The sequence below is a fragment of the Eikenella glucosivorans genome, from assembly GCF_016025525.2.
GTDB lineage: Bacteria > Pseudomonadota > Gammaproteobacteria > Burkholderiales > Neisseriaceae > Eikenella > Eikenella glucosivorans.
The window spans coordinates 16,622-39,464 of the sequence record NZ_JACSGR010000009.1 but is presented as its reverse complement, the minus strand read 5'-3'; the positions used below and the strand labels follow the sequence as shown (position 1 = coordinate 39,464).

Sequence of the window (22,843 nt, the reverse complement as noted above, 5' to 3'; positions counted from 1 at the left end):
TTGCTATCCGTTTTCGCGCAGCGGCAAGGATAGGCGCTGCGGATGGCGCGGCCGGATGCCGCGGAACAGCGCGGCCAAGGCGGCGTGGTCGGCGGCCATATCGGCAGTGGGGGCAAACAGCGGCAGGAAGCGCACTTCGCGCCGCGCATAATCAATCGCCACCGGCAATACGGGCACGCCCGCGCCGCGCGCAATCCGCCAATAGCCGCTTTTCCATTTCAGCGCGGCGTGGCGCGTGCCTTCCGGCGAAATGCCGAGAAACAGGCGATTGCTGTGGCGGAAGCTGGCCACGGCTTCGTCCACCACGCCGCCGGCGTGCGCCCTATCCAGCGGCATCACGCCCGCCCAGCGCAAAAACGCCGCCAGGCCGGGTACGGCAAACAGGCTTTGCTTGCCGAAGATGCTGATTTTCAAATCCACAGCCAGCATGGCGGGCAACACATACAGCCCGTCGAAATTAGACGTGTGCGGCGCGGCAACGACCACGCATTTGGCCACATCCGGCACGCTGCCGGCCACGCGCCAGCCCAAGAACCGCAGCAAAACAGCCGCCACGCGGCGGCTCAGCCTGCCGCCCCGGCGCGGCACTTGCGTCGGCAGCTCCATCATTCCCCTTGCCGCTGGGCCAGAATCCGCGCCACGGTATCCACGATTACCTGTGTTTGCGGGTCGATTTCCACGTTCACGCGCTCGCCGGCCTGGCGGCGGCCAAACAGCGTGCGGTTCAGGGTTTCGGGAATCAGGTGCACGTTAAATTCATCTTCCGTTACCGTGCCGACGGTGAGGCTGCAACCATCCAAGCCGATGAATCCTTTTGGGAACACATAGCCTTTCAGGTTTTCAGGTAGCCGGAACCACACGGTGCGGTTCAGCCCGTTTGCTTCAATGCGGCTGATTTCGGCGGTGCTGCTGATGTGGCCGCTCATGCTGTGGCCGCCGATTTCGTCGCCGAAGCGGGCGGCGCGCTCGATGTTTACCCGGTCTCCCGGCCGCAGCGCGCCGAGGTTGGTTTTGGCCAAGGTTTCGCCCATCAGGTCGAAATCGGCCGCACCGTTTTCGCGCACGCGGGTGATGGTGAGGCAGCAGCCGTTGTGCGCCACCGATGCACCCACCTGCAAGTCGGCTGCCGCACCTTCGGGCAGGCGCACGGTGTGACTGCGGAAATCGGGCGCGCGCTGCTCCACCGCCAGCACTTCGCCCAGGCCTTGCACGATTCCTGTAAACATGGTTTCTCCTTGATTATACTGTGATGACTGCTATATACAGGCTACCTGAAAATTGCCAAGCCTATTTTTCAGGTAGCCTTGACGAATATGGGCAAAGACTGCCTGCACATATCCTATTCAAATACGAAATGCTCGAAATCGGGATACATATACACGGCAATCCGCTCACGTCCGTGCTGCTGCGCCAGCGCCCGCATTTCGTTTTGCGTGGCTACCTTTTCGTGACCGATGCCGAGTTGTTCAATGTGCCGGTTTTCAATAATCGGAATATAGATAGCCAAATCCGGCTGCGTGGCGTTTTGGATGGCAAACTCGCGTATGGAACGGCTGTGCGCCACTTCGCTGAAATCGGCCAGGTTTTTGCAGGAAATAATCTTCACCCGGCGCAGCTTCTGCAAATCAGCTACCTTGGGAAAGCGCGTGATGCCGCTCAAGGTTTCCACAAACAAAAACTGCAAGCTGTGCATTTGCGACACGAAATCCAGATTTTCCAACTTGGGCAGCCGCCACAGCTGCAAATATTTCAGCTCAGGCAGCCGCGCGGCGGCATCCACGTTTTCAAAGCCGCACAGTTGCAACGTGAGGTATTGCAAACCCTTCAGGCCGGATACGAAATCGAGGTTTTTGGGCTTGGAAATACTGCGCAATACCAGCCTTTCCAGCTCGGGGAGCCCGGCCACGGTGGTGTCTAGATTTTTCTCTAGTTTTTTCACATACAGCGTTTTCAGCTGCCGGAAGCGGGCGAGCACACTCAAATCGGATTTGGCGGATTTGGTTTCGGAATTCAAATATAGCTTTTGCAGGTTCGGATTCACGCCGCTGAGGAAATCCAAGCTGCCGAAGCCCTGGTTCGCCTCCAAAGCCAAAGTTTGCAGGCGTTCAAACTTGGCCAGTTTTTCCAGATTACGGATGCTGCCCACGCTGATTTCAATCGCCAGGCTTTGCAGCCCGGGGAAATCGGCAATCCAATCCACATCGAAATCGCGATACCCGAAAAAGCGAAGGTGGGTGGCAGGATAATGTTGCAACACCTCCTCCCACAACACGGGCAGGATGGCCTTAATCACGGCTTCCGCATCGTCATCCCGCCAACCGCTAATCTGAATGCGGTCTAGCTCGTGGATTTTGTCTTTGTATTGGGGCAATTCCCGATAGAACTTGTCCAAATCATGGGTAATATCCCAAAAATTCAGCCAGCAGCTGAAAGCACCTGCCATTTCTCTTCCCTTCATTGGATAAGCCATCTTTTGCGGCTACCTGAAACCTGAAAAATGCCGCCATCTTATTTTCAGGTAGCCTGAGGAAGATTCAAACAGGCTACCTGAAAATTCAGCCAGCCCCTTCTCAGCGCACTTCCTGCCGCCGGATCAACCAAGCGGCGGCAAGGGCAAACACCGCGCCGGGCAGCGTGGCGGCGCCCAAGGGCGGCAAGCCGGAGAGTTGTGCCACATAGCCGGAGAGCAGGCCGGCGAAATGGAAGGCCAGCCCGAGGCACACGCCGAGAAACAGGCGCACGCCGATGTTGCCGTGGCGCGCGCTCTGCGGCGTAAAGGCCAGCGCCACCAGCGCCATAATCGTGCACACCAGCGGGTAGAGCAGCTTGCGCCACCAGGCGGTGGCATAGGCGGCGGTTTGCTGGCCGTTGCTTTGCAGGTGGTCGATGTACACCTTCAGGCTGCGCGCCGACATTTGGTCGGTGTCCACCAGCAGCACGCCGAGCAAATCCAGGCCCACTTCGCTCTTCCACTGCGTTTCGGGCAGACGCTCGGTGTGTGTGCGCTCGGCCAGCAGGTCGGTGCGCGCCACCTGCTTGAGCGTCCAGGTGCCGTTGCCGTTTACACGGCCTTCTTCGGCCTGCCAGGCGGCGGCGAGGGCGGCGTGTTCGTTGTAGCGGTAGATGCGGATGCCGCGCAGGCGGCCGTCGGGCAGCATTTCGTGCACATTGATGTTGTCGCGCCCCTGCCTAAACCACAGGCCGCTGCCGCCGAGGCTCACGGTTCTTTGCAACGAATGCAGCCACAAACGTTCGGCTCGTTGCATCATCTGTGGCGCCACCCACTCACCCAAGGCTCCTCCAAGTAGCCCGGAAATCAAGCCCACTGTCGCTATGCTGGCAATGATGCCCATAAGCGAAGCCCCACTGGTGCGGATAACAGCCATTTCACTGGATGCCACCAGCTGACTCAGTGCCACCAAGCATCCAACCAGAACTGCCAGAGGCAGCAAAGTGTAGGCATGCCCGAACAAGCGCATCCCCACATACAACAACATAATGCCAACCGTATAATCGCCCGTACCCACTTTATCGACGGCATTGGCTATTTCAAAAAAAGAAAATACTGCCACCATCGCCAATAAAGCATAAAAGGTGGCTGCACTTAATCGGAAAATCAGGTAGCGGGTAAGCAGTTTCATGCCGGTTTGCCTCCCAAAGCCAAACGTAATGCTTGCCAAAACGGCCGCGCCGGACGGCTTCGTATGCGCAACAACAACAATGCAAACAACAACATCAACACATGCAGCAACATTAATCCCAGCCAAAATGGAATCTTACCGCTGATAATACTATTGCGCATAAATGTTAATCCGTTCTGATAAAACAGAAACGCCACGATGGCTGCCAATAAGCCGTAGCTTCGGCCACCCCGGTTGTTTGTGTAAGACAAAGGTAGTGTCAATAATGCCAAAATCACGACACTTACCGGCATACTAATACGCCACATCAGCTCTCCTTGTAAATCCAACCTCGAAGCCCCCCATAATTCGGCGGTGGGTACTGTGCGGCGGTGGATGTCGCGTTGCACCAGCTTGGGCGCAGTGCCCACAATCAGGTGCAGCCGCTCGAAGGAAACTTCATCGTAATCCGCCATGCCGGGTGTACCGCTGTAGCGCCGGCCGTTGAAGAGCTCCAGCGTGCGCTGGTTATCGGCCTCGGCGAAACGGCCGCGCTCGGCGGTAATCAGCGTGTCGCGCCCCTGCGCGTTTTGCTCACGGATAAACAGATTGGCCGCCTCGCCGCTGCCCGCGTCAAATTTCTCCACAAAATACACGCGCGGCGTGCTGCCGCCGAATTCCTGAAACACGCCCGGCCGCACCATGGATGTATCTTGCCGGCGCTTGAGCACTTCGGCAAACTCGCGGCTGCGCGCATCTGCCCACGGCATCACCAGCATCGACACCAGCGCCGTGAGCAGAGCGAAGGGCACGGCAAAGGCCATCAGCGGCTTAATCCAGCCATAAAGCGACAGGCCGGAAGAGAGCCACACCGCCATTTCGCTGTCGCGCCAATAGCGGGACAGCACCGTGAGTGCGCTGATGTAGGCGGTGAGGATGAGCACCACGGGCATCAGCGCCACCGTCCAAAATGCCACCAGCGTGGCCACCGCATCGGCCGCCACCTTGCCGCCGGCCGCGCCGCCCAAGAGCTTCACCGCCTGCACCGCCACCAGCGTGGCCAGGAGCAGCACGAATACGCCCATGGCGGTTTGCGACACTTCTTTAATGAATTTTCTCTGATAAACCATATCGTTCCATAGCAAGGCCGGTTTGCAGCCGGCCGGTGTGGCGGTGGGGAGGCAATTTTGCGGCTTACCTCCCTCTATTGCAGGAGGGTTTGGGGATCAGGTTTCAGGCAGCCTCCGAATTTTCAGGTAGCCTGCCCGTATAACGCAGCCAAGCCTTTGCCCCGTTAAACAAATCGCGCGGATTGTACGGCAGAACGCCCTTTTTTGCCACGCTGCCTATTTTTGCTTTAATTGTTTTATTGCCTCTTCTATTGAAGCTGTCTTAACGCCTCTTGCGCATCTTGATCGCCCTGCGCCGCCGCCCGTTCAAACCATAATCTGGCCTGGGCAACGTTCACGGACACTCCCACACCTTTCGCATACATCATGCCAAGATTGAATTGCGCTTCCTAACTCCCCTGAGCTGCCGCCTTTTCATACCATTCCCTTGCCTTGGCAAAATCCTGCGGTGCGCCTCTTCCGTAAAAATACAATCCACCGAGATTAAGCTGTGCCGTAGGATGCCCTTGTGCTGCTGCCTGTTCATACCAGTTTCTAGCTTGGGCATAATCCTGCTTTACTCCAGTTCCTTGCTCGTATAGCCGGCCAAGGTTAAATTGTGCACCGGCATACTGCTGTGCTGCCGCCTTTTCATACCATGCCTTGGCGGTTGCATAGTTTTGCTCCACTCCGCGGCCTTCCGCATAAAGTAAGCCGAGATTGGCCTGTGCCACAGGATCACCCTGCCCGGCCGCCTTTTCGAGCCAAAACCGCGCCTGTTGATCGTTTTGCGGCACACCCAACCCTTGAGCATACAGCAAGGCCAAATTGACTTGTGCACCAACTTCTCCCTGTTCGGCAGCTTTCTCATACCAATTACGGGCTTGCACATAATCCTGCTTTACCCCTTGGCCGAGTTCGTATAAATCGCCCAAAGCATATTGGGCAGTAGCATTTTGTTGAGCAGCAGCCTTTTCCAACCAATCTCTAGCCCGTGCATAATCCCGAACCACCCCATCGCCGGTTTTATACATAATACCTAAGTTACCCTGTGCCGCCGCATTGCCCTGTACCGCTGCCCTTTCCCACCATTCCCGAGCCAAAGCCTTATCCTGTATCCCGCCTGCACCGGAGGAATACATCAGGGCAAGCTGGCTTTGCGCCACGGCATTCCCTTGTTTGGCCAGAAATTGGAATAATTCAAAGGCTCGGGCATAGTCTTGCCGATCATATGCAGCAACCGCCTGATCCATCAAAACATCTGGTGTCAATGCCGATGTATTTTGCGATATTTCGGTTTCCCTATTGCCTGCTGATGCACAGTTCGGCTTCAGTACTACCCCCGTTACCGCAACCAACCCAGAAATCAACAATATTTTCATCAATAAAGGCTTATTCACCATCCCGTTCTCCATTTAGCAAAGTTAAAACGCAAAGCATCCCGTTTTCAGGTAGCCGCCCACGCCAGCAAACCGTGCTGCACCCGCATAAATTCATCCAACACCGCCTGCTGGATTTCCAGCCGCCGCGGCAGGGGCGCGGCAAAGCGGATCACCAGCTTATACAGCTTGTCGTCGAAGGGCACGCAGGCGATGTGCGGTTCGGCCGGCGGCGTGATAAACAAGCGCTGCGCCTGCACCTGTTCCAGATAGGCCGCGATGGCCGCCATATCCGGCGCACACCGCTGCTCCAGCACCATGCGCAGCGGCGGCAGCACCGCGGCCGGATTCAGCGCAATCGGCACGGGAAGCTCGAAAGTGTGCACCACATAACTGCCGAACACATTGTCCCGCCACAAGGGCTGCGCCAGCACCAGGCTGTTGGGAAACGACACCGTCTGCCCCGACATATGCTCCACCAGCGCGTTGGGCCCGACTTCCATCACCAGCGTGTTGAACATATTGATGTCCACCACCCGCCCACGGATGTGTCCGATTTCGATGAAATCGCCCACCGAATACTGTTTGGTAACCATGCGCATCAGGCTGCCGGAAAGGCACATGATGAGCTCCTTGGTGGCCAGCACCGTGGCCGCCGCCAGCGCCACCATGGAAAGCGCGAAAGTCTGAATCTGCGCAAACCACACGCCAAACAGCCCCAGCCCGCACACAATCAGCGCCATATTGCGGCTCATTACCAGCGCGCGGCGCATTTCATCGATTTCCAAACGCGGATGGCGGCGGAAATACAGGCGCAGCAGCACCAGCCGCGCCGCCAACACCCCGGGCACCAGCAACAGCGTGCCCAGCCACTGATAGGCCGTCGGGCTGCCGTGCAGCCAGGTTTGCAATGTGTTCCACATGATTGTTTTCCCTTGAGTGAGGCTACCTGAAAACGATGTCTTGGCGCAGCCAAGGCTGAGTTTCTGCGAAGCTAAAGCGCAAGCTTCAACGAAGTTAAAACGAGCGGGGCAAATTCCCGCGCGATGAAACCGTGGCCGCTTCAGATTTTTGAGAATGAGGCAAGGCCGCATCACCCGCCATTTGGGGCGGCTGTGTTTTTCAGGTAGCCTGAAGCCTTCCTGTTGCGGGCAGCGATTCGCCCCGATGCCGCGCATTATATAGCCAATCGGTGCCCCGCAGCCCGCCGGCCGGTTTTCCCCGCCCGGCAGCCGCTCTGTGCCCAGCCCCCTGTTTCTGTTATGATAGCGGCCTTTTCAGCCACGCTTTTACGCCAATCCGGCCACGGTTTTGCACATCAGCCCGTGCCTTAGCTCCGCCAAACATCGGCCCGCTTCGTTGAAGCCGCGCTTTTCAGGTAGCCTGAGCAAACAGGCTGCCCGAAACCCTTAAATTCCTATTTGAACGACACACTGCCACACCATGCTCAACCGTTTCTTTTCCTGGTTCGAAAACCGCATCAACCCCTACCCCGACGGCGCGCCGCAAACCCCGCGCAACGGCCTTTCCGGCTTTATCTGGAGCAACCTCGACGGCGTGCGCGGCTGGCTGGCGCTCTTGGCGCTGCTCACCGCCGGCATCGGCATCGCCGAAGCGCTGCTGTTCCAGTTTATGGGCAAAATCGTCGATTGGCTCGGCCGCTACACGCCCGCCACCCTGTTTGCCGAAAAAGGCTGGGCGCTCATCGGCATGGGTGTGCTGATGGTGGTGTTTGTGGTGTGGACCTTCTTCACTTCCTCCATCCGCCTGCAGGTGTTGCAGGGCGTGTTCCCCATGCGCCTGCGCTGGAACTTCCACCGCCTGATGCTCGGCCAATCACTCAGCTTTTACCAAGACGAATTTGCCGGCCGCGTGTCGGCCAAGGTGATGCAGACCGCGCTGGCCGTACGCGACACGGTGATGACCATCGCCGATATGGTGGTGTATGTGCTGGTGTATTTCATCACCTCCGGCGTGATTTTGGTGGCGCTCGACAGCTGGCTGCTGCTGCCCTTCATCGGCTGGCTGGTGGCCTTCAGCCTGGTGATGCGCTTGTTGATCCCCAAGCTCGGCCAAACCGCCGCCCGCCAAGCCGACGCCCGCTCGCTGATGACCGGCCGCGTAACCGACGCCTACGCCAACATCGCCACCGTGAAGCTCTTTTCCCACGGTGCGCGCGAAGCCGATTACGCCCGCCGCTCGATGGAAGAATTCATGGTAACCGTGCACGCGCAAATGCGGCTGGCCACCCTGCTCTACAGCGCCAGCGCCGCCGTGAACACTGCGCTCACCCTCTCCACCGCCGTGCTCGGCATCTGGCTGTGGCACCAGGGGCAAGTGGGCGTGGGCGCCGTGGCCACCGCCACCGCCATGGCCCTGCGCGTGAACGGCCTCTCGCAATACATCATGTGGGAATCCGCCCGCCTGTTTGAAAACATCGGCGTTGTAACCGACGGCATGGGCACCCTCTCCAAACCGCAAACCATCCTCGACAAGCCCGAAGCCAAGCCGCTTCTGGTGAGCAAAGGCGAAATCTGCTTCGACCACATCGATTTTTCCTACGAGCCGGGCAAACCCCTCTTAAACGGCTTCAGCCTGCGCATCCGGCCCGGCGAAAAGGTCGGCCTCATCGGCCGCAGCGGCGCCGGCAAATCCACCATCGTCAACCTGCTGTTGCGTTTCTACGAGCCGCAAAGCGGCAAAATCTGCATCGACGGCCAAAACATCGAAGACGTTACCCAAGAGAGCCTGCGCGCCCAAATCGGCCTGGTTACGCAAGACACCAGCCTGCTGCACCGCTCCGTGCGCGACAACATCATCTACGGCCGCCCCGACGCCACCGAAGCCGACATGCTGCAGGCCGCCGAGCGCGCCGAAGCCGCCGGCTTTATCCCCAACCTTTCCGACGCCAAAGGCCGCCGCGGCTACGATGCCCACGTGGGCGAACGCGGCGTGAAACTTTCCGGCGGCCAGCGCCAGCGCATCGCCATCGCCCGCGTGATGCTGAAAGACGCGCCGATTCTGCTTTTGGACGAGGCCACCAGCGCGCTCGATTCCGAAGTGGAAGCCGCCATTCAGGAAAGCCTGGATAAAATGATGGACGGCAAAACCGTGATCGCCATCGCCCACCGCCTCTCCACCATCGCCGCCATGGACCGCCTCATCGTGCTCGACCAAGGCCGCATCGTGGAAGAAGGCAGCCACGCCGAGCTGCTGGCCAAAGGCGGCCTCTACGCCAGCCTGTGGGCGCACCAGAGCGGCGGCTTCCTCAGCGTGAAGGCGCATCCGCAGGGCGAAAAGTGAGCATGAGCGCGTTTTAGCCAACTAAACTAAAAAGGCTACCTGAAAATTTTCAGGTAGCCTTTATCTTGCCCGGCCGGCGCTACACGGCCACGGGGGCTTTGATGTGCGGGTGCGGGTCGTAGTTTTGCAGCTCGAAGTCTTCGAAGCGGAAGTCGAAGAGGTTTCGCACTTCGGGGTTGAGCTGCATTTGCGGCAGGGCTCGCGGCTCGCGGGTGAGCTGGAGGCGCGCCTGCTCGAAGTGGTTGCTGTAGAGGTGGGCGTCGCCGAAGGTGTGGATGAATTCGCCAGGCTTCAAGCCGCACACTTGCGCCATCATCATGGTTAAGAGGGCGTAGCTGGCGATGTTGAAGGGCACGCCGAGGAAGACGTCGGCGCTGCGCTGGTAGAGCTGGCAAGAGAGGCGGCCTTCGGCCACGTAAAACTGAAACAGGGCGTGGCAGGGGGGCAGCGCCATTTCGTCCACCAGGGCTGGGTTCCAGGCGGATACGATGAGGCGGCGGCTGTCGGGGTTGCACTGGATTTGTTCGACGACATTGGCGATTTGGTCGATGTGGCGGCCGTCAGGGGCGGGCCAGGAGCGCCATTGGTAGCCGTACACGGGGCCGAGGTCGCCGTTTTCGTCGGCCCATTCGTCCCAGATGGATACCTTGTTTTCTTTGAGGTAGCGGATGTTGGTGTCGCCTTTGAGAAACCAGAGGAGCTCGTGGATGATGGAGCGCAGGTGGAGCTTTTTGGTGGTGAGCAGGGGGAAGCCTTGGGCGAGGTCGAAGCGCATTTGATGGCCGAACACGGAGCGGGTGCCGGTGCCGGTGCGGTCGGATTTGTCGGTGCCGTGGTCGAGGATGTGTTGGAGGAGGCTGAGGTATGGGCGCATGGGTACTGGGCGTGCTTGGAATGAAAACGGCGTATTGTACACGTTTGGGCGGGGGGCTACCTGAAAGCGTGAGCTTCAACGAAGTTAAAACGATGTCTTGCAGAGCAAGGCTGAGTTTCTGCGAAGCTAAAACCGATGGGCAGAAATGAACTGTGCGGATAGAAAAGGCTACCTGAAAAACGATTGGCAATATTTTCAGGTAGCCTTTCTCACGCCTGCGTTTGCCGCCTACCACTCAAACGGCAGCCCCAGCTCTTCGGCCAGGCGGCGCATTTCGTCGAGCGTTTTGGGCAGGATGGGGATACCGCCGGTTTTGCGTTCGCGGCTGCATTCGGCTTCTTTTTCGCCGTGGATGTAAATCCGCTCCTGGCCGGCGGCTTTTTCCGATTCGCGCAGCTCTTGCAGATAGGCGCTGAAATGGCGGCGGATGGCTTGGGCGTCGCCGAAGATTTCGGGGTTGAAGGCGGAGAAATAATGGCAGATGCCGGCGCTGCCGTTTTTCATGGTGTGGTTAGACGTAACGCCCTGCGAGAGGCTGGCGGCAAAGAATTCCACCAGTACGGCATAGCCGTAGCCCTTGTGGCTGCCGAACAGCTCGCTGCTGCCGCCCAGGGGATACATGCCGCCGCCCAGCCCTTGGCGCACGCATTCCACGATAATCTGCGGGTCGGTTTCGTCTACGCCCTGGCTGTTAATCGCCCAGCCCAGCGGCACGGGGATGCCTTTTTTGTTGTATACCTCGGGCTTGCCGAAGGCCACCACGGAGGTGGCGGCATCCAGGCTGAAATCGAGCGGATCGGCGGGGATGGCCACGGCGATGGGGTTGGTGCCCATCATCGGGCTGCGGCCGTAGGTGGGCACCACGATGGGGAAGGAGTTGGTCATGGAAATGCCCACCAGGCCTTGGCTGGCGGCCATGCTGCTGTAGTAGGCGGCGATGCCGTAGTGGTTGGAATTGCGCACCGACACCATGCCGATACCGCTTTGCTTGGCCTTGTCGATGGCCAGCTGCATGGCGTAGCGCGACACCAGCTGCCCCATCGCGGCATGGCCGTCTACCACCGCCGACACGGGCGTTTCAAACACGGTTTCCGGCTTGGCGCCGATGCGCACGAAGCCGCCGGCGATGTTTTTGCGGTACATATCCAGCCGCTGCGAGCCGTGCGTGTCCACACCGCACAAATCGGCGGCCATCAGCACGTCGGTAATCTGCTCTGCCTCCTCCGGCGCGAAACCGTATGCCTTAAACGCGGCCTCGGTAAAGCCGCGCAGGGCGGCGGCATCAATTTTCTTTATCGTTTGCATTGCTTTTCCTCCACGCTTCTGCGTTCACAAAAAACGGTTGGCCTCCGATGCGTGCCGCCTGCCCGCCATCGCTTTTCCAAGCGGGAAACGGCTGCCGGCGGCGGGCTGCTTATGCTTGTTATATGGCGATTTTCGTCTCAATCCGCTGCCGATGCAAGCGCAAAATCCGTGCCGCCCCAACGCGCCTTGTTCACAAGTTGCCCGCCGCGCCCTTCCTTTTTTCAGGTAGCCTCAATGGGACAGCAAAAAGCCGTTTGATAATCTGCATTCTTGAACGGAAAGATAAAAAAGACTATGCTCAAGCCGCAGCATCAAAGAGGTGCTGTTTTATTTTACGGCTTCATAACACCGATATGACCATCCCTAGGAGAACCAAAGAAATGGCTAAAAACTTAGATGTCTTCGACCGTGAATACGGCCTCTTGATCAACGGCGAATGGACCCGCCCCGGCACCCTGCTCGAATCGCACAACCCCTCCAACGGCGAGCTCCTGGCCAAATTCACCGATGCCACCGATGCCGACGTGGACGCCGCCGTGGCCGCCGCGCAGGCAGCCTTCCAAACCTGGCGCCACACCACCGCCGCCGAACGCGCCGCCATCCTGAACCGGATTGCCGACGTGATCGACGAAAATACCGAATTGTTTGCCTTGCAGGAAACCCTGGACAACGGCAAACCCATCCGCGAAACCCGCGCCGCCGACATCCCGCTGGCCGCCGACCATTTCCGCTATTTCGCCAGCGTGATCCGCGGCGAAGAAGGCAGCGCCAACCAGCTGGACGCCGAAGACCTGTCGCTCGTGTTGCGCGAGCCCATCGGCGTGGTCGGCCAGATCATCCCGTGGAACTTCCCCTTCCTGATGGCCGCCTGGAAAATCGCCCCCGCGCTGGCCGCCGGCTGCACCATCGTGATCCACCCCTCTTCCAGCACCTCCCTGAGCCTGCTTTCCTTCGCCCAGAAAGTGAACCACCTGCTGCCCAAAGGCGTGCTCAACGTAATCACCGGCAAAGGCAGCAAATCCGGCGAATACATGCTGCACCACAAAGGCTTCAACAAGCTCGCCTTCACCGGCTCCACCGAAGTGGGTCGCCGCGTGGGCATTGCCGCCGCCGAGCTGCTGATTCCCGCCACCCTGGAGCTGGGCGGCAAATCCGCCAATATCTTCTTCGACGACATGCCGTTCGACAAAGCCCTCGAAGGCGCCCAGAAAGGCATTTTGTTCAACCAAGGCCAGGTGTGCTGCGCCGGCTCGCGCATTTTCGTGCAGGAAGGCATTTACGATAAATTCGTGGCCGCGCTGGCCGAAGAATTTAAGAAAGTGAAAGTGGGCCTGCCCTGGGAAGACGACACCCAGATGGGCGCGCAGGTGAACGCCGGCCAGCTCAACACAATTTTGAAATACGTGAAAATCGGCGAGCAAGAAGGCGCGCGCATCATCACCGGCGGTAAGAAAATCGAAGGCGATTTGGGCAAAGGCGAATTCGTGGAGCCCACTCTGATTGCCGCCGATAACAGCAGCCGCATCGCCCAAGAAGAAATCTTCGGCCCGGTGGCCACCGTGATCAAATTCAAAACCGAAGAGGAAGTGATCAAGCTGGCCAACGACAGCGAATACGGCCTCGGCGGCGGCGTGTGGACGCGCGACATCAACCGCGCCCTGCGCGTATCCCGCGCCCTGGAAACCGGCCGCGTGTGGGTGAACTGCTACAACCGCCTGCCCGCCGGCGCCCCCTTCGGCGGCTACAAAACCTCCGGTATCGGCCGCGAAACGCACAAAATGATGCTCGCCGCCTACACCCAGGTGAAAAACATCTACATCAGCACCCGCGAAGAGCGCGAAGGGATGTATTGATTTTGCCCGTGTGCCGAAACGCGAAGCTGCCGGAAATTCCGGCAGCTTTTTTACGCCCGCTGATGCCCGATTCATCCAACAGGCACGATTGCCGTTATTTTTCAGGTAGCCTACAGCCGGCACAGGCTACCTGAAAATGGTTTGCGGCTTTTGCTTCAATGTATGGCAAGGCAGCGCGTGCGCAGCCGCGCACGCGGTAGGCAAGTTTCCCAAACCGAGTGCGTATCGCACGCACCCTGCGCTTGCTACACTTGAAGAAAAATATGATTAAAAATATAATACTTAACAAAATCAAACAAACATTAAGGAGAAGTTATGCATCACAAAGTCAAGGCTGTAACAATAATTTTGGGATTAGCTATTGCCTTACAATCTAATGCCAATCCAAAAGCACAAGATGTCATTACTGATATCTATGCCAACATGCAATGGAGCTGCATGCAAAAAAGGATGTATGCAATGGAGTATCTGGGCAATTTAACAGACGAGGAATCAGCACAAAACTTGTTGGATTATATTGATGAGAAAAATGAAGCCTGCACCCATCCCGTACCCAATCATGCTGCAACCATAACAAACAACCCCTCCCCCACTTCATATAATGCCCCTTCTCACCAAACAACTTCACATCCATCAAGAATGCTACCGAGCCAGCATAACTCCATAGCTAGAAATTCTTCGTCCCGCTCTCAAGCATCTTCTGCGCCTTACGCCACCAATTCCACACGATATCGCTCCCATAGTTCTGAACCCAAATACTATGGAAGTTCCTGCGACTGCCGAGACCACCGAATTTGTATCGGGCCGCGTGGAGGACGCTATTGCATTACATCAGGCGGCCATAAGCGCTACAACCCATTTTAATTAAACCTATTACAAGGAATTTTTATGAGACAATTTCTTCTTACTATTCTGTTTGCCTTATCTAGCATAGCAGCAGCGCAAAGCACTACCGACCCTTTGGCAGGACAAAACGGTACGAAGTACATCGGTACAGATACCTTCGGAAACCAAGTTTACTCAAACTTAGCTTGGTATCCATTCAATGAGGACAGTGCTATCTATACCACTAATTTTATCTTCGTTCATGCTGGCAACTCTGATGGAAAGATTGCTTCAATTTCCATCCCGACAATTCTAGATACTGAAGAAGCAGGATTTAATATAGTTGAAGCTACAACATTGATGGAAATGAGTGAAAATAACAAAAACGGATTAAATCAGATATATATTGTAAATTGCCATACTCAACAAATTACTGACGAGAGTGGCCGCTCATTCCAATTAAATAATATGCAAGGAGTGCATCGCACAGCTGCAAACATAGCCTGCGCCATACGCCGACAAGGAGTTACGGCCAAACACCAGGGCTTGTTGTCATTAATCAGACAACTGACTAACGGTTGGAATTTCCAACAAATTTTACATTAACTAATTAATGCAAACCACAATAAAAGGCTACCTGAAAAATCCACTGCTTTTTTCAGGTAGCCTTTTTGACTTCCACCCCCTGCCCCGCTATCCTCTGCCTTTTCCTACCGCCCCATTCAGGAGCCCGCCATGCCCGATATCAAGAAAACCGTCCTCGAAGCCTTCCACCGCCGCTACGCCTGCAAGAAATACGATCCCGCGCGCAAAATCAGCCGCGAAGATTTTGCCTTTATCCTCGAAACCGGCCGCCTCTCGCCCAGCTCCTTCGGGCTGGAGCCGTGGCGTTTCCTCATCATCCAAAATCCGCAATTGCGCACCGAAATCAAACAGGTGGCCTGGGGCGCGGCCGACAAAATCATGGATTGCAGCCACTTCGTCGTCATCCTCGCCCGCACGCAGGCCGCGATGCAGCCGGATTACCAGCGCAAAATGTGGGGCGAGGTGCACCACATCCCGCCGCAGGCCGTGGCCGTCCGCGAGGGCTTCTTCAAGCAGTTTGCCGAAAGCGATTTTGCCCTCACCGAAAGTCCGCGCGCTTTCTACGATTGGTCGTGCAAACAAAGCTATATCGCCCTGGCCAATATGATGAGCGCCGCCGCCTTCATCGGCATCGATTCCACGCCGATTGAGGGCTTCCGCCTGGAAGAAGCCAACGCGCTGCTCGCCGGCAAAGGCTTGTTCGACCCCGCTGCCTACCGTGTCAGCATCATGGCGGCCTTCGGCTACCGCGGCGAAGACCTCCGCGCCAAAACCCGCCTGCCGATGGAAGAGATTGTGCAGTGGGTGGAATAGCTTTCCGCCGATGCCCCACATAGCAAAAGGCTACCTGAAAAATGCCGCGGCATATTTTCAGGTAGCCTTTTCTTTTGCTCAACGCGTTTCAATCATTACAGCACATAGCGCGCCAAATCTTCCTGTTCGGCCACTTCGGCCAACCGTTCGTCCACATAGGCGGCGGTGATCTGCGTGCTGCCCTGCGGGGCGTGGAAGGAGACGTCTTCCAGCAGCTTTTCCAGCACGGTGTGCAGGCGGCGCGCGCCGATGTTTTCGGTTTTCTCGTTCACCTGGAAGGCGATTTCGGCCAGGCGGGTGATGCCTTCGGGGGTGAATTCGAGCGCCACGCCGTCGGTGGCCAGCAGGGCTTGGTATTGCTTGGTGAGGCTGGCGTCGGTGCTGGTGAGGATGGCTTGGAAGTCTTCTACGGTGAGGCTGCTCAATTCCACGCGGATGGGGAAGCGGCCTTGCAGCTCGGGAATCAGGTCGCTGGGCTTGCTCAGGTGGAAGGCGCCGGAGGCGATGAAGAGGATGTGGTCGGTTTTGATCATGCCATATTTGGTTTGCACGGTGGTGCCTTCCACCAGCGGCAAGAGGTCGCGCTGCACGCCTTGGCGCGATACGTCGCCGCCGTGCCTGTTGCTGTCGGCGGCAATTTTGTCGATTTCGTCGAGAAACACGATACCGTGCTGCTCCACGGCGTGCACGGCCTGCTCGCGCAGCTCTTCTTCGTTGATCAGCTTGGCGGCTTCTTCGTCGAGCAGGAGCTTCATGGCGGCGGACACTTTAATCTTGTGCGGTTTGGTGCGGCCTTTGCTCAGGTTGGCAAACATATCCTGCAACTGGCTGCTGAATTCTTCCATGCCGGGCGGGCCCATCACCTGCATGGCGGCGGGCGAGGCCTGGCTCAGCTCGATATTGATTTCTTTGTCGTCCAGCTCGCCGCGGCGCAGCATGTCGCGGAATTTTTTGCGCGTATGGCTTTCGGGCTGCGGCTCGGCAGGTTCGCCTTCAAAACCGGTGCGCGGCGGGGGCGGCAGGAGCGCGTCGAGGATGCGGTTTTCGGCGGCGTCCTGCGCGCGGTCGCGGTTTTTGCGCACGGCCTGTTCGCGCAGGTTTTTCAGGGCGATTTCCATCAGGTCGCGCACGATGCTGTCCACGTCGCGCCCCACGTAGCCCACTTCGGTAAACTTGGTGGCTTCGATTTTGATAAAGGGCGCGTTGGCCAGCCGCGCCAACCGGCGGGCGATTTCGGTTTTGCCCACGCCGGTGGGGCCGATCATCAGGATGTTTTTTGGCACGATTTCGCTTTGCAGCGGCTCGGCCACCTGGCTGCGGCGGTAGCGGTTGCGCAGCGCCACGGCCACGGCGCGCTTGGCCTGCTGCTGGCCGATGATGTGTTTGTCGAGCTCGTGCACAATCTCTTGCGGGGTCATCACGGAAGTAGTCATCAAATCGGTTCCTTGGTATGAAGTTGCGGAATATCGAATGGCTGGGAAATGGCGCCGTGGCAGGGAAAATCAAGGGGTGGCGCGCGGTGGGTGGAGATGACTACAGCCGGAGAAAGGGCTACCTGAAAACGCAAACCGCCATTAAAGTTACGCCGGCGGCCTAACTGTAACTATGAAAACAGGCTATGGCATTTCTGCCATAGCCTGTTTGCCTGCGGGCGTGCCGGATTAGGCGTTGCCGGCTGCCGGAGCATTGGCGGCGGCCTGTTGCTGTTCGTACATGGCTTCGAAGTTGATCGGCGCCAGCACCACGGGCGGGAAACCGGCGCGGGTGATGGTGGAAGACACGGCTTCGCGGGCATAGGGGTAAAGGATGTTCGGGCAGGCAATGCCGAGCAATACCTTCACGTCCTGCTCGGGAATGTTGGCCAAGCGGAAGATGCCGCTCTGCGCCACTTCGTTCAGGAACAATACTTTGCCGTCGGCCAGTTTGGCAGTAACGGTAACGGTTACGGTAACGTTGTAGAAATCGTCTTCCAGTTTTTTGTTGTCGGTGTGCACCTGCATTTCCACTTCGGGGGTTTCCTGGTTCAGGAAAATTTCGGGGGCGTGCGGCACTTCCAAAGACAAATCGTTTACATACAGTTTTTCCACGCTGAATACGGGTTGCTGCTGTTGTTCGCTCATACGGTTTCCTTTAAAAAAGGGTGAAAAAATCAAAACAGCGCTAGGCTACCTGAAAACGCTTGGCTTTGCCAGCTTTTCCTTGCCGGATAAGGCATCTGGTGGCTGTTTGGCGAATGGGCCGGCCTTATTGGGCGGGCGCGGGCTGGACGGTATTCAGCTCGGCGGCATCGTGCACAATCCGGCGCACGAGGCTGTCCATATCGGGCAGGTAGCCGCCAGAGCGGTGGCTGTTGATGATGACGACCACGGCCAGTTTGCGCCCGCTAGGCGGCAGCCAGTAGCCGGCCAGGGCGCGCACGTCGCGCAAGGTGCCGGTTTTCATGCGCAGCGAGCGGCCGAGTTGGCGGAAACGGCCGCGCAAGGTGCCGTCGGTGCCGGCAATCGGCAGGGTGTGGATGAAGCTGTCTCTGAAGGGGGAACGGTAGGCTTGGAGCAGCATGTTGCCGAGGAAGCGGGCAGTGAGCCGTTCTCGGCGCGACAGGCCGGAGCCGTTTTCCAGCACCAGGGCTTCGTCGTCCAAACCGGCGGCCACCAATTGCCGACGCACGGCCGCTTCGGCGTTGTGCACGCTGTGCGGGCCGCGTTCCTGATGGCCGAGGGTGAGGAACACACTGCGGGCAATCAGGTTGTTGGAATGTTTGTTCATGTCGGTGAGGATTTCTCCGAGCGGCTTGGAATAGTGCACGGCCAGAATGCGGCTGTTGGGCGGGGTTTTGCCGCGGCCAAAGCCGTATAGCCCGCCCAAGCCTTGAGCCAGCCATTGTCCGCGGAAGCTTTCTTCGGCGAAGCGTTGGGCGTCGAAAACGTTGAGAAACATTTTCTCGCCGATACAGGACGTGGGCAGGCGGCCACTGAAAACAAGGGTGTTGTTTTCAAGCTTGGCAGAAACGTGATTAGATAATTTACCGCAGCGACCTGAAGTTTCCAGCACTTGGCTGGTATCGGCAGGAATGCCGTAGAGCGGTGGATTGAGCAGGAAAACGGGTTGTCCGGCTTCATTGCGGGAGGCGGTGGCCCACAGCACTTTGTAGGCAATCATGTGCGGGTCGGGCGGGACGACAAAGCTTTCTTCGGCATCGTTTTCAAAGCCGTCTGCACTGCCGGCGCTGCCCCACACTTGGCGGTCGAGCAGCACTTTGCCATTGAGCGAGAGGATGCCTTGGCCGGTGAGCTGCTGCTGCATGGCCAGTAAATCAGGTTGGTCGAAACCAGGGTCGCCGCTGCCCACCCAGTATAAATCGCCCTGCAAAGCGCCGTTGGCAATAGGGGCATTGCTGCGCCATTCGGTTTGCCAGCGGAAATTAGCGCCCAGCGCACGCAACGCGGCAAATGTGGTAACCAGTTTCATGGTGGAAGCCGGGTTCATGGCTACGTCGGCACGGTGGGCAAGCAAGATTTCACCGCTGTCGAGGTCTTGCACGTAGACAGCCGCTTCATCTGGTTGGATACGGCCGAAATCTAGGGCAAAGGCTACCTGAAAATGGCAATAGAAGAGAATAATGGCTAGCACACGGCCAATGAATGGCTTGAGGTGATGGTTTAATTTTGCCGGCATCGGTTTGTTTTGAGGGCTTGGGCAAGCGGAACGTTTTGCCTGTTTTGATTTGTGGTATAGAACCGTGAATCGGGCTGATTACATAACTATTTGTCTGCAAGCAAAAAATAAGGAACTGAACTTTTATCCAAAGCTCAGTTCCTTCATGCTTAATCAGCTAGTTAGCTAAATTAGCGAGCAGGCTGTTCCACCAGGGTGCGGATACGAACGTCTACGCGACGATCCGGCTCGATACATGCAATCAGAGCGCTGCGTTTGCGAGCAGCAGAAGCACGACGACCCAAGTTACGAACTTCTTGCTGACACTGCTCGGTCATCTTAGCCTGAGATTCACCCAAGCCAACGGCAGAGATTTTCTCGGCAGGAACACCGCGGCCCACCAAGTATTCACTAACAGTATTCGCACGGCGCTCAGACAGGCGCTGGTTGTAGGCATCGCTACCCATAAAGTCGGTGTTGCCTTCAACGCGTACAGACTGTACATTGCTGTTAGACAGGCGCTGAGCCAACTCGTCCAGAGTGGTGCGGGCTTCAGGACGCAGGTTGAATTTGTCAAAGCCAAACAGGAAGTTAGAAGACAGAGATACCAACTCTTCGTTTACTTGCGGCTGGGCAGGAGCATCAGGCTGACGGTCGCCGCACTCTACCAAACCCAAGCGATCAACTTCGCTGTTCAAGAAGTTATTTTCCCAGCACTCATGAGCGCCCTTGGGTTCATAGTTGGAACGAACTACTTCGCGAGACTGCTGGCTGATGGTGTAGCCATATTTTTCGTTACTGAAGCTGCTGTCTGCCATGGCGGCGCCGGAAGCAACCAAGGCCAAGAACAAAGCGCCAAATTTAAGCTGTTTGGTCATGTTATTCCCTCATCAAAAAGTTTGTTATGCGCAGACTTGCAAGCTTTACAGCATGCCGGCCTTCACAAAAATCACCATATACGGACCGCTTAAAAACCGCGGTTATCCAAATATATTCGGGGTACCACTATAAAAAACCAAGCCCGAACTGTCAATAAGGAATTGGCTGACCGCATAACGGACGCCTCCGTTTCCTACGGGGCAATCATGCCCAAAATCGCTCTTGCTGTCAGCATGATATTGGGAAAAGCGGGGGATATTTCTTATCAAGTTGCTAAAAAGCAACAAATTCTGCCGCGTTCGGGCAACCGAGGCCAAAATGGCGGGGGCGGGCTGTGATACCATGCCAGGCCGGTTTGGTTGGCGATCGGTTGGTAAAGGAGCCGCTTCGGTGGTGCCCGGCGGGATTGCCGAGTTGTGATCAATCTGACAGAACAAACTTTGGAGCCTTATGAAGCTGCAACAGCTGCGTTATTTCCTGGAGGTGTACCGTTGCAATCTGAATATTTCGGAGGCAGCGGAGATCCTGTTTACTTCCCAGCCAGGTATTTCCAAGCAAATCAAACTACTGGAAGACGAACTGGGCGTGCAGCTGTTTGTGCGGCACGGCAAACGCATTGCGGCGGTTACGCCGCCGGGGCAGGCGGTGCTGGAGATTGCCGAGCGCATTTTCCGCGACGTGCAGAGCATCCGCAATATCGGCACGGAGTTTGCCGAGCAGGACAGCGGGCGGCTGACGATCGCCACCACGCACACCCAGGCGCAGCATGTATTACCGCCGGTGGTGGCCGAGTTTTTCCGGCAGTATCCGAAGGTGGAGCTTTCGCTGGTGCCGGCGGAACCTTCGGCGGTGGATCGCATGGTGGCCGACGGCTTGGCGGACTTCGCCATCAATTCGGAGGCAGACGAGCGCCATTCCGAGCTGCGCTATATCAGCGCGCGCGCTTGGAACCGCTGCGTGCTGGTGCCGAAGGGGCACGGGCTGGCGGGCAGGGAGCGCATCGGGCTGGCGGATTTGTCGGCCGTGCCGCTGATTGCCTATACCGATGCGGCGCAGGATGCGGCTTTGCAGGCGGCGTTTGCCGGCAGCGGGCTTCCTTTGCCGCGGGTGGTGCTCGCCAGCGTGGACGCGGGTGTGATTAAAACTTATGTGCGCGCCGGGCTGGGTGCGGGTTTGCTGGCCGACACGGCCTACGACCCGGAGCGCGACGACGATTTGGCCTGCCTGCGGGCGGATCATCTGTTTCAGCCGTCGTTTACCTATATCGTGGTGCGGCAGGATGCCTATCTGCGCAACTATGCTTATGATTTTATACAGCTCTATCTGCCCGGCCTCAGCCGCGAGCGCATCGAGCAGGCGCTGTACGAGCCGATTCGCGAGGATTTCTCGATTTGATGTGCGGCGGTTTGCGTTTGGCTTGGCAAGGCGTCTTTATTTTTCAGGTAGCCTGCGCGGCGTGGCAGAAGGCTACCTGAAAATATTAGTGCCTGATTTGAAGAGAGGATGAAATGACCGAAGCCGAAGCCCGCACCATCATCTGCCGGGAAAACTTGGCCGTGAGCTGGTTTGGCAGCCCTCGGCCGGGAGAAATGGCGATTCGGCGCTCGGCCTTGGGGAAATATCAGGTGTATGCCGCCGATGAACGCGCGGCGCCGTGGGGCGTGGTGCACGAGTTTGACGCGCTGGAAGCGGCGTTGGACAAGCTGATTGAGAAAGCCCGCCTGTGAACCGCCCTGTCGCGCCAGGCTGAGGCTACCTGAAAAACCGGCTTCGCTCCCGTTCAAACCAGATTCCTTTATAATCGCCCCGCTTCCCTTCGATTGATATTGCCGATGGATACCCATACTCCCGCGCCTGTTGCCGCCCCCGTTCCGCCCCGCCCCCAGCCCGCCAAAAAACGCCCCGGCCTGCTGCGCCGCTGGTTTAAGCGACTCGTGTGGGGCGTGTTTCTGTTGCTGCTCGGCTTCCACCTGCTCGTGTTCCTGCTGCTCGCCTACTGGAAAAGCCAGCCCGTGCACACCAGCGCCTTCATGCTGCGGCACAGCATCAGCACCTTCTCCCGCGTACAGCAAACCTGGGTAGACGACGACCAAATCGCCCGCGTGGTGAAACAAGCCGCCATCGCCAGCGAAGACGCCCAATTCAGCAACCACGACGGCTTCGACTGGAGCGGCATCGAGCACGCCATGCGCCGCAACCAGCGCAGCGGCACCATCCGCGCCGGCGGCTCCACCATCAGCCAGCAGCTCGCCAAAAACCTGTTTTTATTTGCCGAACGCTCCTACGTGCGCAAAGCCGAAGAAGCCGTGATTACCGTGATGCTGGAAAACATGTGGAGCAAAGAGCGCATCCTCACCGTGTATCTCAACGTGGCCGAATTCGGCAACGGCATCTACGGCATCGAAGCCGCCGCCCAGCATTATTACCGCAAGCCCGCCTCCCGCCTGCGCGCCGGCGAAGCCGCCTCCCTCATCGCCATGCTGCCCAACCCAAAATATTTTCAAGAACACCGCCACGACCGCCGCCTGCGCAACAAAACCCGCATCATCCTGCGCCGCATGGGCAGCGCCGACTTACCGCCCGACGAATAGCCGCTGGCAAAGCAAAGAGGCTGCCTGAAAAACCATTTTCAGGTAGCCTCATT

Annotated in this window: 22 protein-coding genes and 1 pseudogene; 9 read left to right on the top strand and 14 right to left on the bottom strand. The window is 57.8% G+C overall.

Annotation, left to right across the window (positions count from 1 at the left end):
- Nucleotides 1-3: 3 nt before the first annotated feature.
- The 8 genes and pseudogenes from H9Q10_RS11570 to H9Q10_RS11535 form a co-directional block, all read right to left on the bottom strand.
- Nucleotides 4-609, bottom strand: coding sequence for a 1-acyl-sn-glycerol-3-phosphate acyltransferase (locus H9Q10_RS11570; protein WP_197904139.1), 606 nt, complete (start codon nucleotides 607-609; stop codon nucleotides 4-6).
- Nucleotides 606-1,226, bottom strand: coding sequence for a riboflavin synthase subunit alpha (locus H9Q10_RS11565; protein ID WP_197904138.1), 621 nt, complete (start codon nucleotides 1,224-1,226; stop codon nucleotides 606-608). Before H9Q10_RS11565 ends, H9Q10_RS11570 begins: the two co-directional genes overlap by 4 nt.
- Before the next feature lie 113 nt (nucleotides 1,227-1,339).
- On the bottom strand, nucleotides 1,340-2,443 hold the full coding sequence (locus tag H9Q10_RS11560) for a leucine-rich repeat domain-containing protein (protein ID WP_197904137.1): 1,104 nt from the start codon (nucleotides 2,441-2,443) through the stop codon (nucleotides 1,340-1,342).
- 127 nt (nucleotides 2,444-2,570) lie between these two features.
- Nucleotides 2,571-3,641, bottom strand: a complete 1,071-nt coding sequence (lptG, locus tag H9Q10_RS11555; protein ID WP_197904136.1) for an LPS export ABC transporter permease LptG — start codon at nucleotides 3,639-3,641, stop codon at nucleotides 2,571-2,573.
- Complete coding sequence (gene lptF / locus H9Q10_RS11550; RefSeq protein ID WP_197904135.1) at nucleotides 3,638-4,750, bottom strand: LPS export ABC transporter permease LptF; 1,113 nt, start codon at nucleotides 4,748-4,750, stop codon at nucleotides 3,638-3,640. The genes lptG and lptF overlap by 4 nt, the downstream gene beginning before the upstream one ends.
- 248 nt (nucleotides 4,751-4,998) lie before the next feature.
- A pseudogene (locus tag H9Q10_RS12360) lies at nucleotides 4,999-5,127 on the bottom strand (SEL1-like repeat protein); the annotation flags it as partial.
- 12 nt (nucleotides 5,128-5,139) lie between these two features.
- Nucleotides 5,140-6,132 (bottom strand): sel1 repeat family protein, encoded by a 993-nt coding sequence (locus H9Q10_RS11540; protein ID WP_197904133.1) that lies wholly within the window; start codon nucleotides 6,130-6,132, stop codon nucleotides 5,140-5,142.
- A gap of 44 nt (nucleotides 6,133-6,176) precedes the next feature.
- On the bottom strand, nucleotides 6,177-7,031 hold the full coding sequence (locus tag H9Q10_RS11535; RefSeq protein ID WP_197904132.1) for a mechanosensitive ion channel family protein: 855 nt from the start codon (nucleotides 7,029-7,031) through the stop codon (nucleotides 6,177-6,179).
- Nucleotides 7,032-7,551: 520 nt separating this feature from the next.
- Between H9Q10_RS11535 and H9Q10_RS11530 the strand changes: the two genes are divergently transcribed.
- Nucleotides 7,552-9,411 (top strand): ABC transporter ATP-binding protein, encoded by a 1,860-nt coding sequence (locus H9Q10_RS11530; RefSeq protein WP_197904131.1) that lies wholly within the window; start codon nucleotides 7,552-7,554, stop codon nucleotides 9,409-9,411.
- Nucleotides 9,412-9,490: 79 nt separating this feature from the next.
- Here H9Q10_RS11530 and H9Q10_RS11525 read toward each other — a convergent pair whose 3' ends face one another.
- Complete coding sequence (locus H9Q10_RS11525; RefSeq protein WP_197904130.1) at nucleotides 9,491-10,285, bottom strand: thymidylate synthase; 795 nt, start codon at nucleotides 10,283-10,285, stop codon at nucleotides 9,491-9,493.
- A 228-nt stretch (nucleotides 10,286-10,513) separates the two neighbouring features.
- On the bottom strand, nucleotides 10,514-11,590 hold the full coding sequence (locus H9Q10_RS11520; RefSeq protein ID WP_197904129.1) for an Ldh family oxidoreductase: 1,077 nt from the start codon (nucleotides 11,588-11,590) through the stop codon (nucleotides 10,514-10,516).
- Nucleotides 11,591-11,970: 380 nt separating this feature from the next.
- Between H9Q10_RS11520 and H9Q10_RS11515 the strand changes: the two genes are divergently transcribed.
- The 4 genes from H9Q10_RS11515 to H9Q10_RS11500 all read left to right on the top strand — a co-directional run bounded on the left by H9Q10_RS11515 (nucleotide 11,971) and on the right by H9Q10_RS11500 (nucleotide 15,666).
- Nucleotides 11,971-13,443, top strand: coding sequence for an aldehyde dehydrogenase family protein (locus H9Q10_RS11515; RefSeq protein WP_197904128.1), 1,473 nt, complete (start codon nucleotides 11,971-11,973; stop codon nucleotides 13,441-13,443).
- Between the two features lie 315 nt (nucleotides 13,444-13,758).
- Nucleotides 13,759-14,307, top strand: a complete 549-nt coding sequence (locus tag H9Q10_RS11510) for a hypothetical protein (RefSeq protein WP_197904127.1) — start codon at nucleotides 13,759-13,761, stop codon at nucleotides 14,305-14,307.
- A gap of 24 nt (nucleotides 14,308-14,331) precedes the next feature.
- Nucleotides 14,332-14,874, top strand: a complete 543-nt coding sequence (locus H9Q10_RS11505) for a hypothetical protein (RefSeq protein ID WP_197904126.1) — start codon at nucleotides 14,332-14,334, stop codon at nucleotides 14,872-14,874.
- 129 nt (nucleotides 14,875-15,003) lie between these two features.
- Nucleotides 15,004-15,666 (top strand): NAD(P)H-dependent oxidoreductase, encoded by a 663-nt coding sequence (locus H9Q10_RS11500; protein ID WP_197904125.1) that lies wholly within the window; start codon nucleotides 15,004-15,006, stop codon nucleotides 15,664-15,666.
- A gap of 95 nt (nucleotides 15,667-15,761) precedes the next feature.
- Here H9Q10_RS11500 and hslU read toward each other — a convergent pair whose 3' ends face one another.
- The 4 genes from hslU to H9Q10_RS11480 all read right to left on the bottom strand — a co-directional run bounded on the left by hslU (nucleotide 15,762) and on the right by H9Q10_RS11480 (nucleotide 20,198).
- The gene (gene hslU / locus H9Q10_RS11495; RefSeq protein ID WP_197904124.1) at nucleotides 15,762-17,099 is read right to left on the bottom strand and encodes an ATP-dependent protease ATPase subunit HslU; all 1,338 of its coding nucleotides are present in this window, start codon (nucleotides 17,097-17,099) and stop codon (nucleotides 15,762-15,764) included.
- A gap of 228 nt (nucleotides 17,100-17,327) precedes the next feature.
- The gene (gene secB / locus H9Q10_RS11490) at nucleotides 17,328-17,786 is read right to left on the bottom strand and encodes a protein-export chaperone SecB (RefSeq protein ID WP_197904123.1); all 459 of its coding nucleotides are present in this window, start codon (nucleotides 17,784-17,786) and stop codon (nucleotides 17,328-17,330) included.
- A 124-nt stretch (nucleotides 17,787-17,910) separates the two neighbouring features.
- Nucleotides 17,911-19,296: a D-alanyl-D-alanine carboxypeptidase/D-alanyl-D-alanine endopeptidase gene (gene dacB / locus H9Q10_RS11485; protein ID WP_338082327.1), complete on the bottom strand. Its 1,386-nt coding sequence runs from the start codon at nucleotides 19,294-19,296 to the stop codon at nucleotides 17,911-17,913.
- A gap of 215 nt (nucleotides 19,297-19,511) precedes the next feature.
- The gene (locus H9Q10_RS11480; RefSeq protein WP_197904121.1) at nucleotides 19,512-20,198 is read right to left on the bottom strand and encodes an OmpA family protein; all 687 of its coding nucleotides are present in this window, start codon (nucleotides 20,196-20,198) and stop codon (nucleotides 19,512-19,514) included.
- 207 nt (nucleotides 20,199-20,405) lie between these two features.
- Here H9Q10_RS11480 and H9Q10_RS12275 point away from each other — a divergent pair, with 207 nt between their 5' ends.
- From H9Q10_RS12275 to mtgA, 4 genes are all read left to right on the top strand, one after another.
- Nucleotides 20,406-20,537, top strand: coding sequence for a hypothetical protein (locus tag H9Q10_RS12275; protein WP_274381505.1), 132 nt, complete (start codon nucleotides 20,406-20,408; stop codon nucleotides 20,535-20,537).
- 112 nt (nucleotides 20,538-20,649) lie between these two features.
- A complete protein-coding gene (locus tag H9Q10_RS11475; protein WP_197904120.1) occupies nucleotides 20,650-21,594 on the top strand; it encodes a LysR substrate-binding domain-containing protein in 945 nt (314 codons plus the stop codon).
- Between the two features lie 113 nt (nucleotides 21,595-21,707).
- A complete protein-coding gene (locus tag H9Q10_RS11470; RefSeq protein ID WP_197904119.1) occupies nucleotides 21,708-21,926 on the top strand; it encodes a hypothetical protein in 219 nt (72 codons plus the stop codon).
- Nucleotides 21,927-22,031: 105 nt separating this feature from the next.
- Nucleotides 22,032-22,790 (top strand): monofunctional biosynthetic peptidoglycan transglycosylase, encoded by a 759-nt coding sequence (gene mtgA / locus H9Q10_RS11465; protein WP_197904118.1) that lies wholly within the window; start codon nucleotides 22,032-22,034, stop codon nucleotides 22,788-22,790.
- The last annotated feature ends 53 nt before the right edge of the window (nucleotides 22,791-22,843 follow it).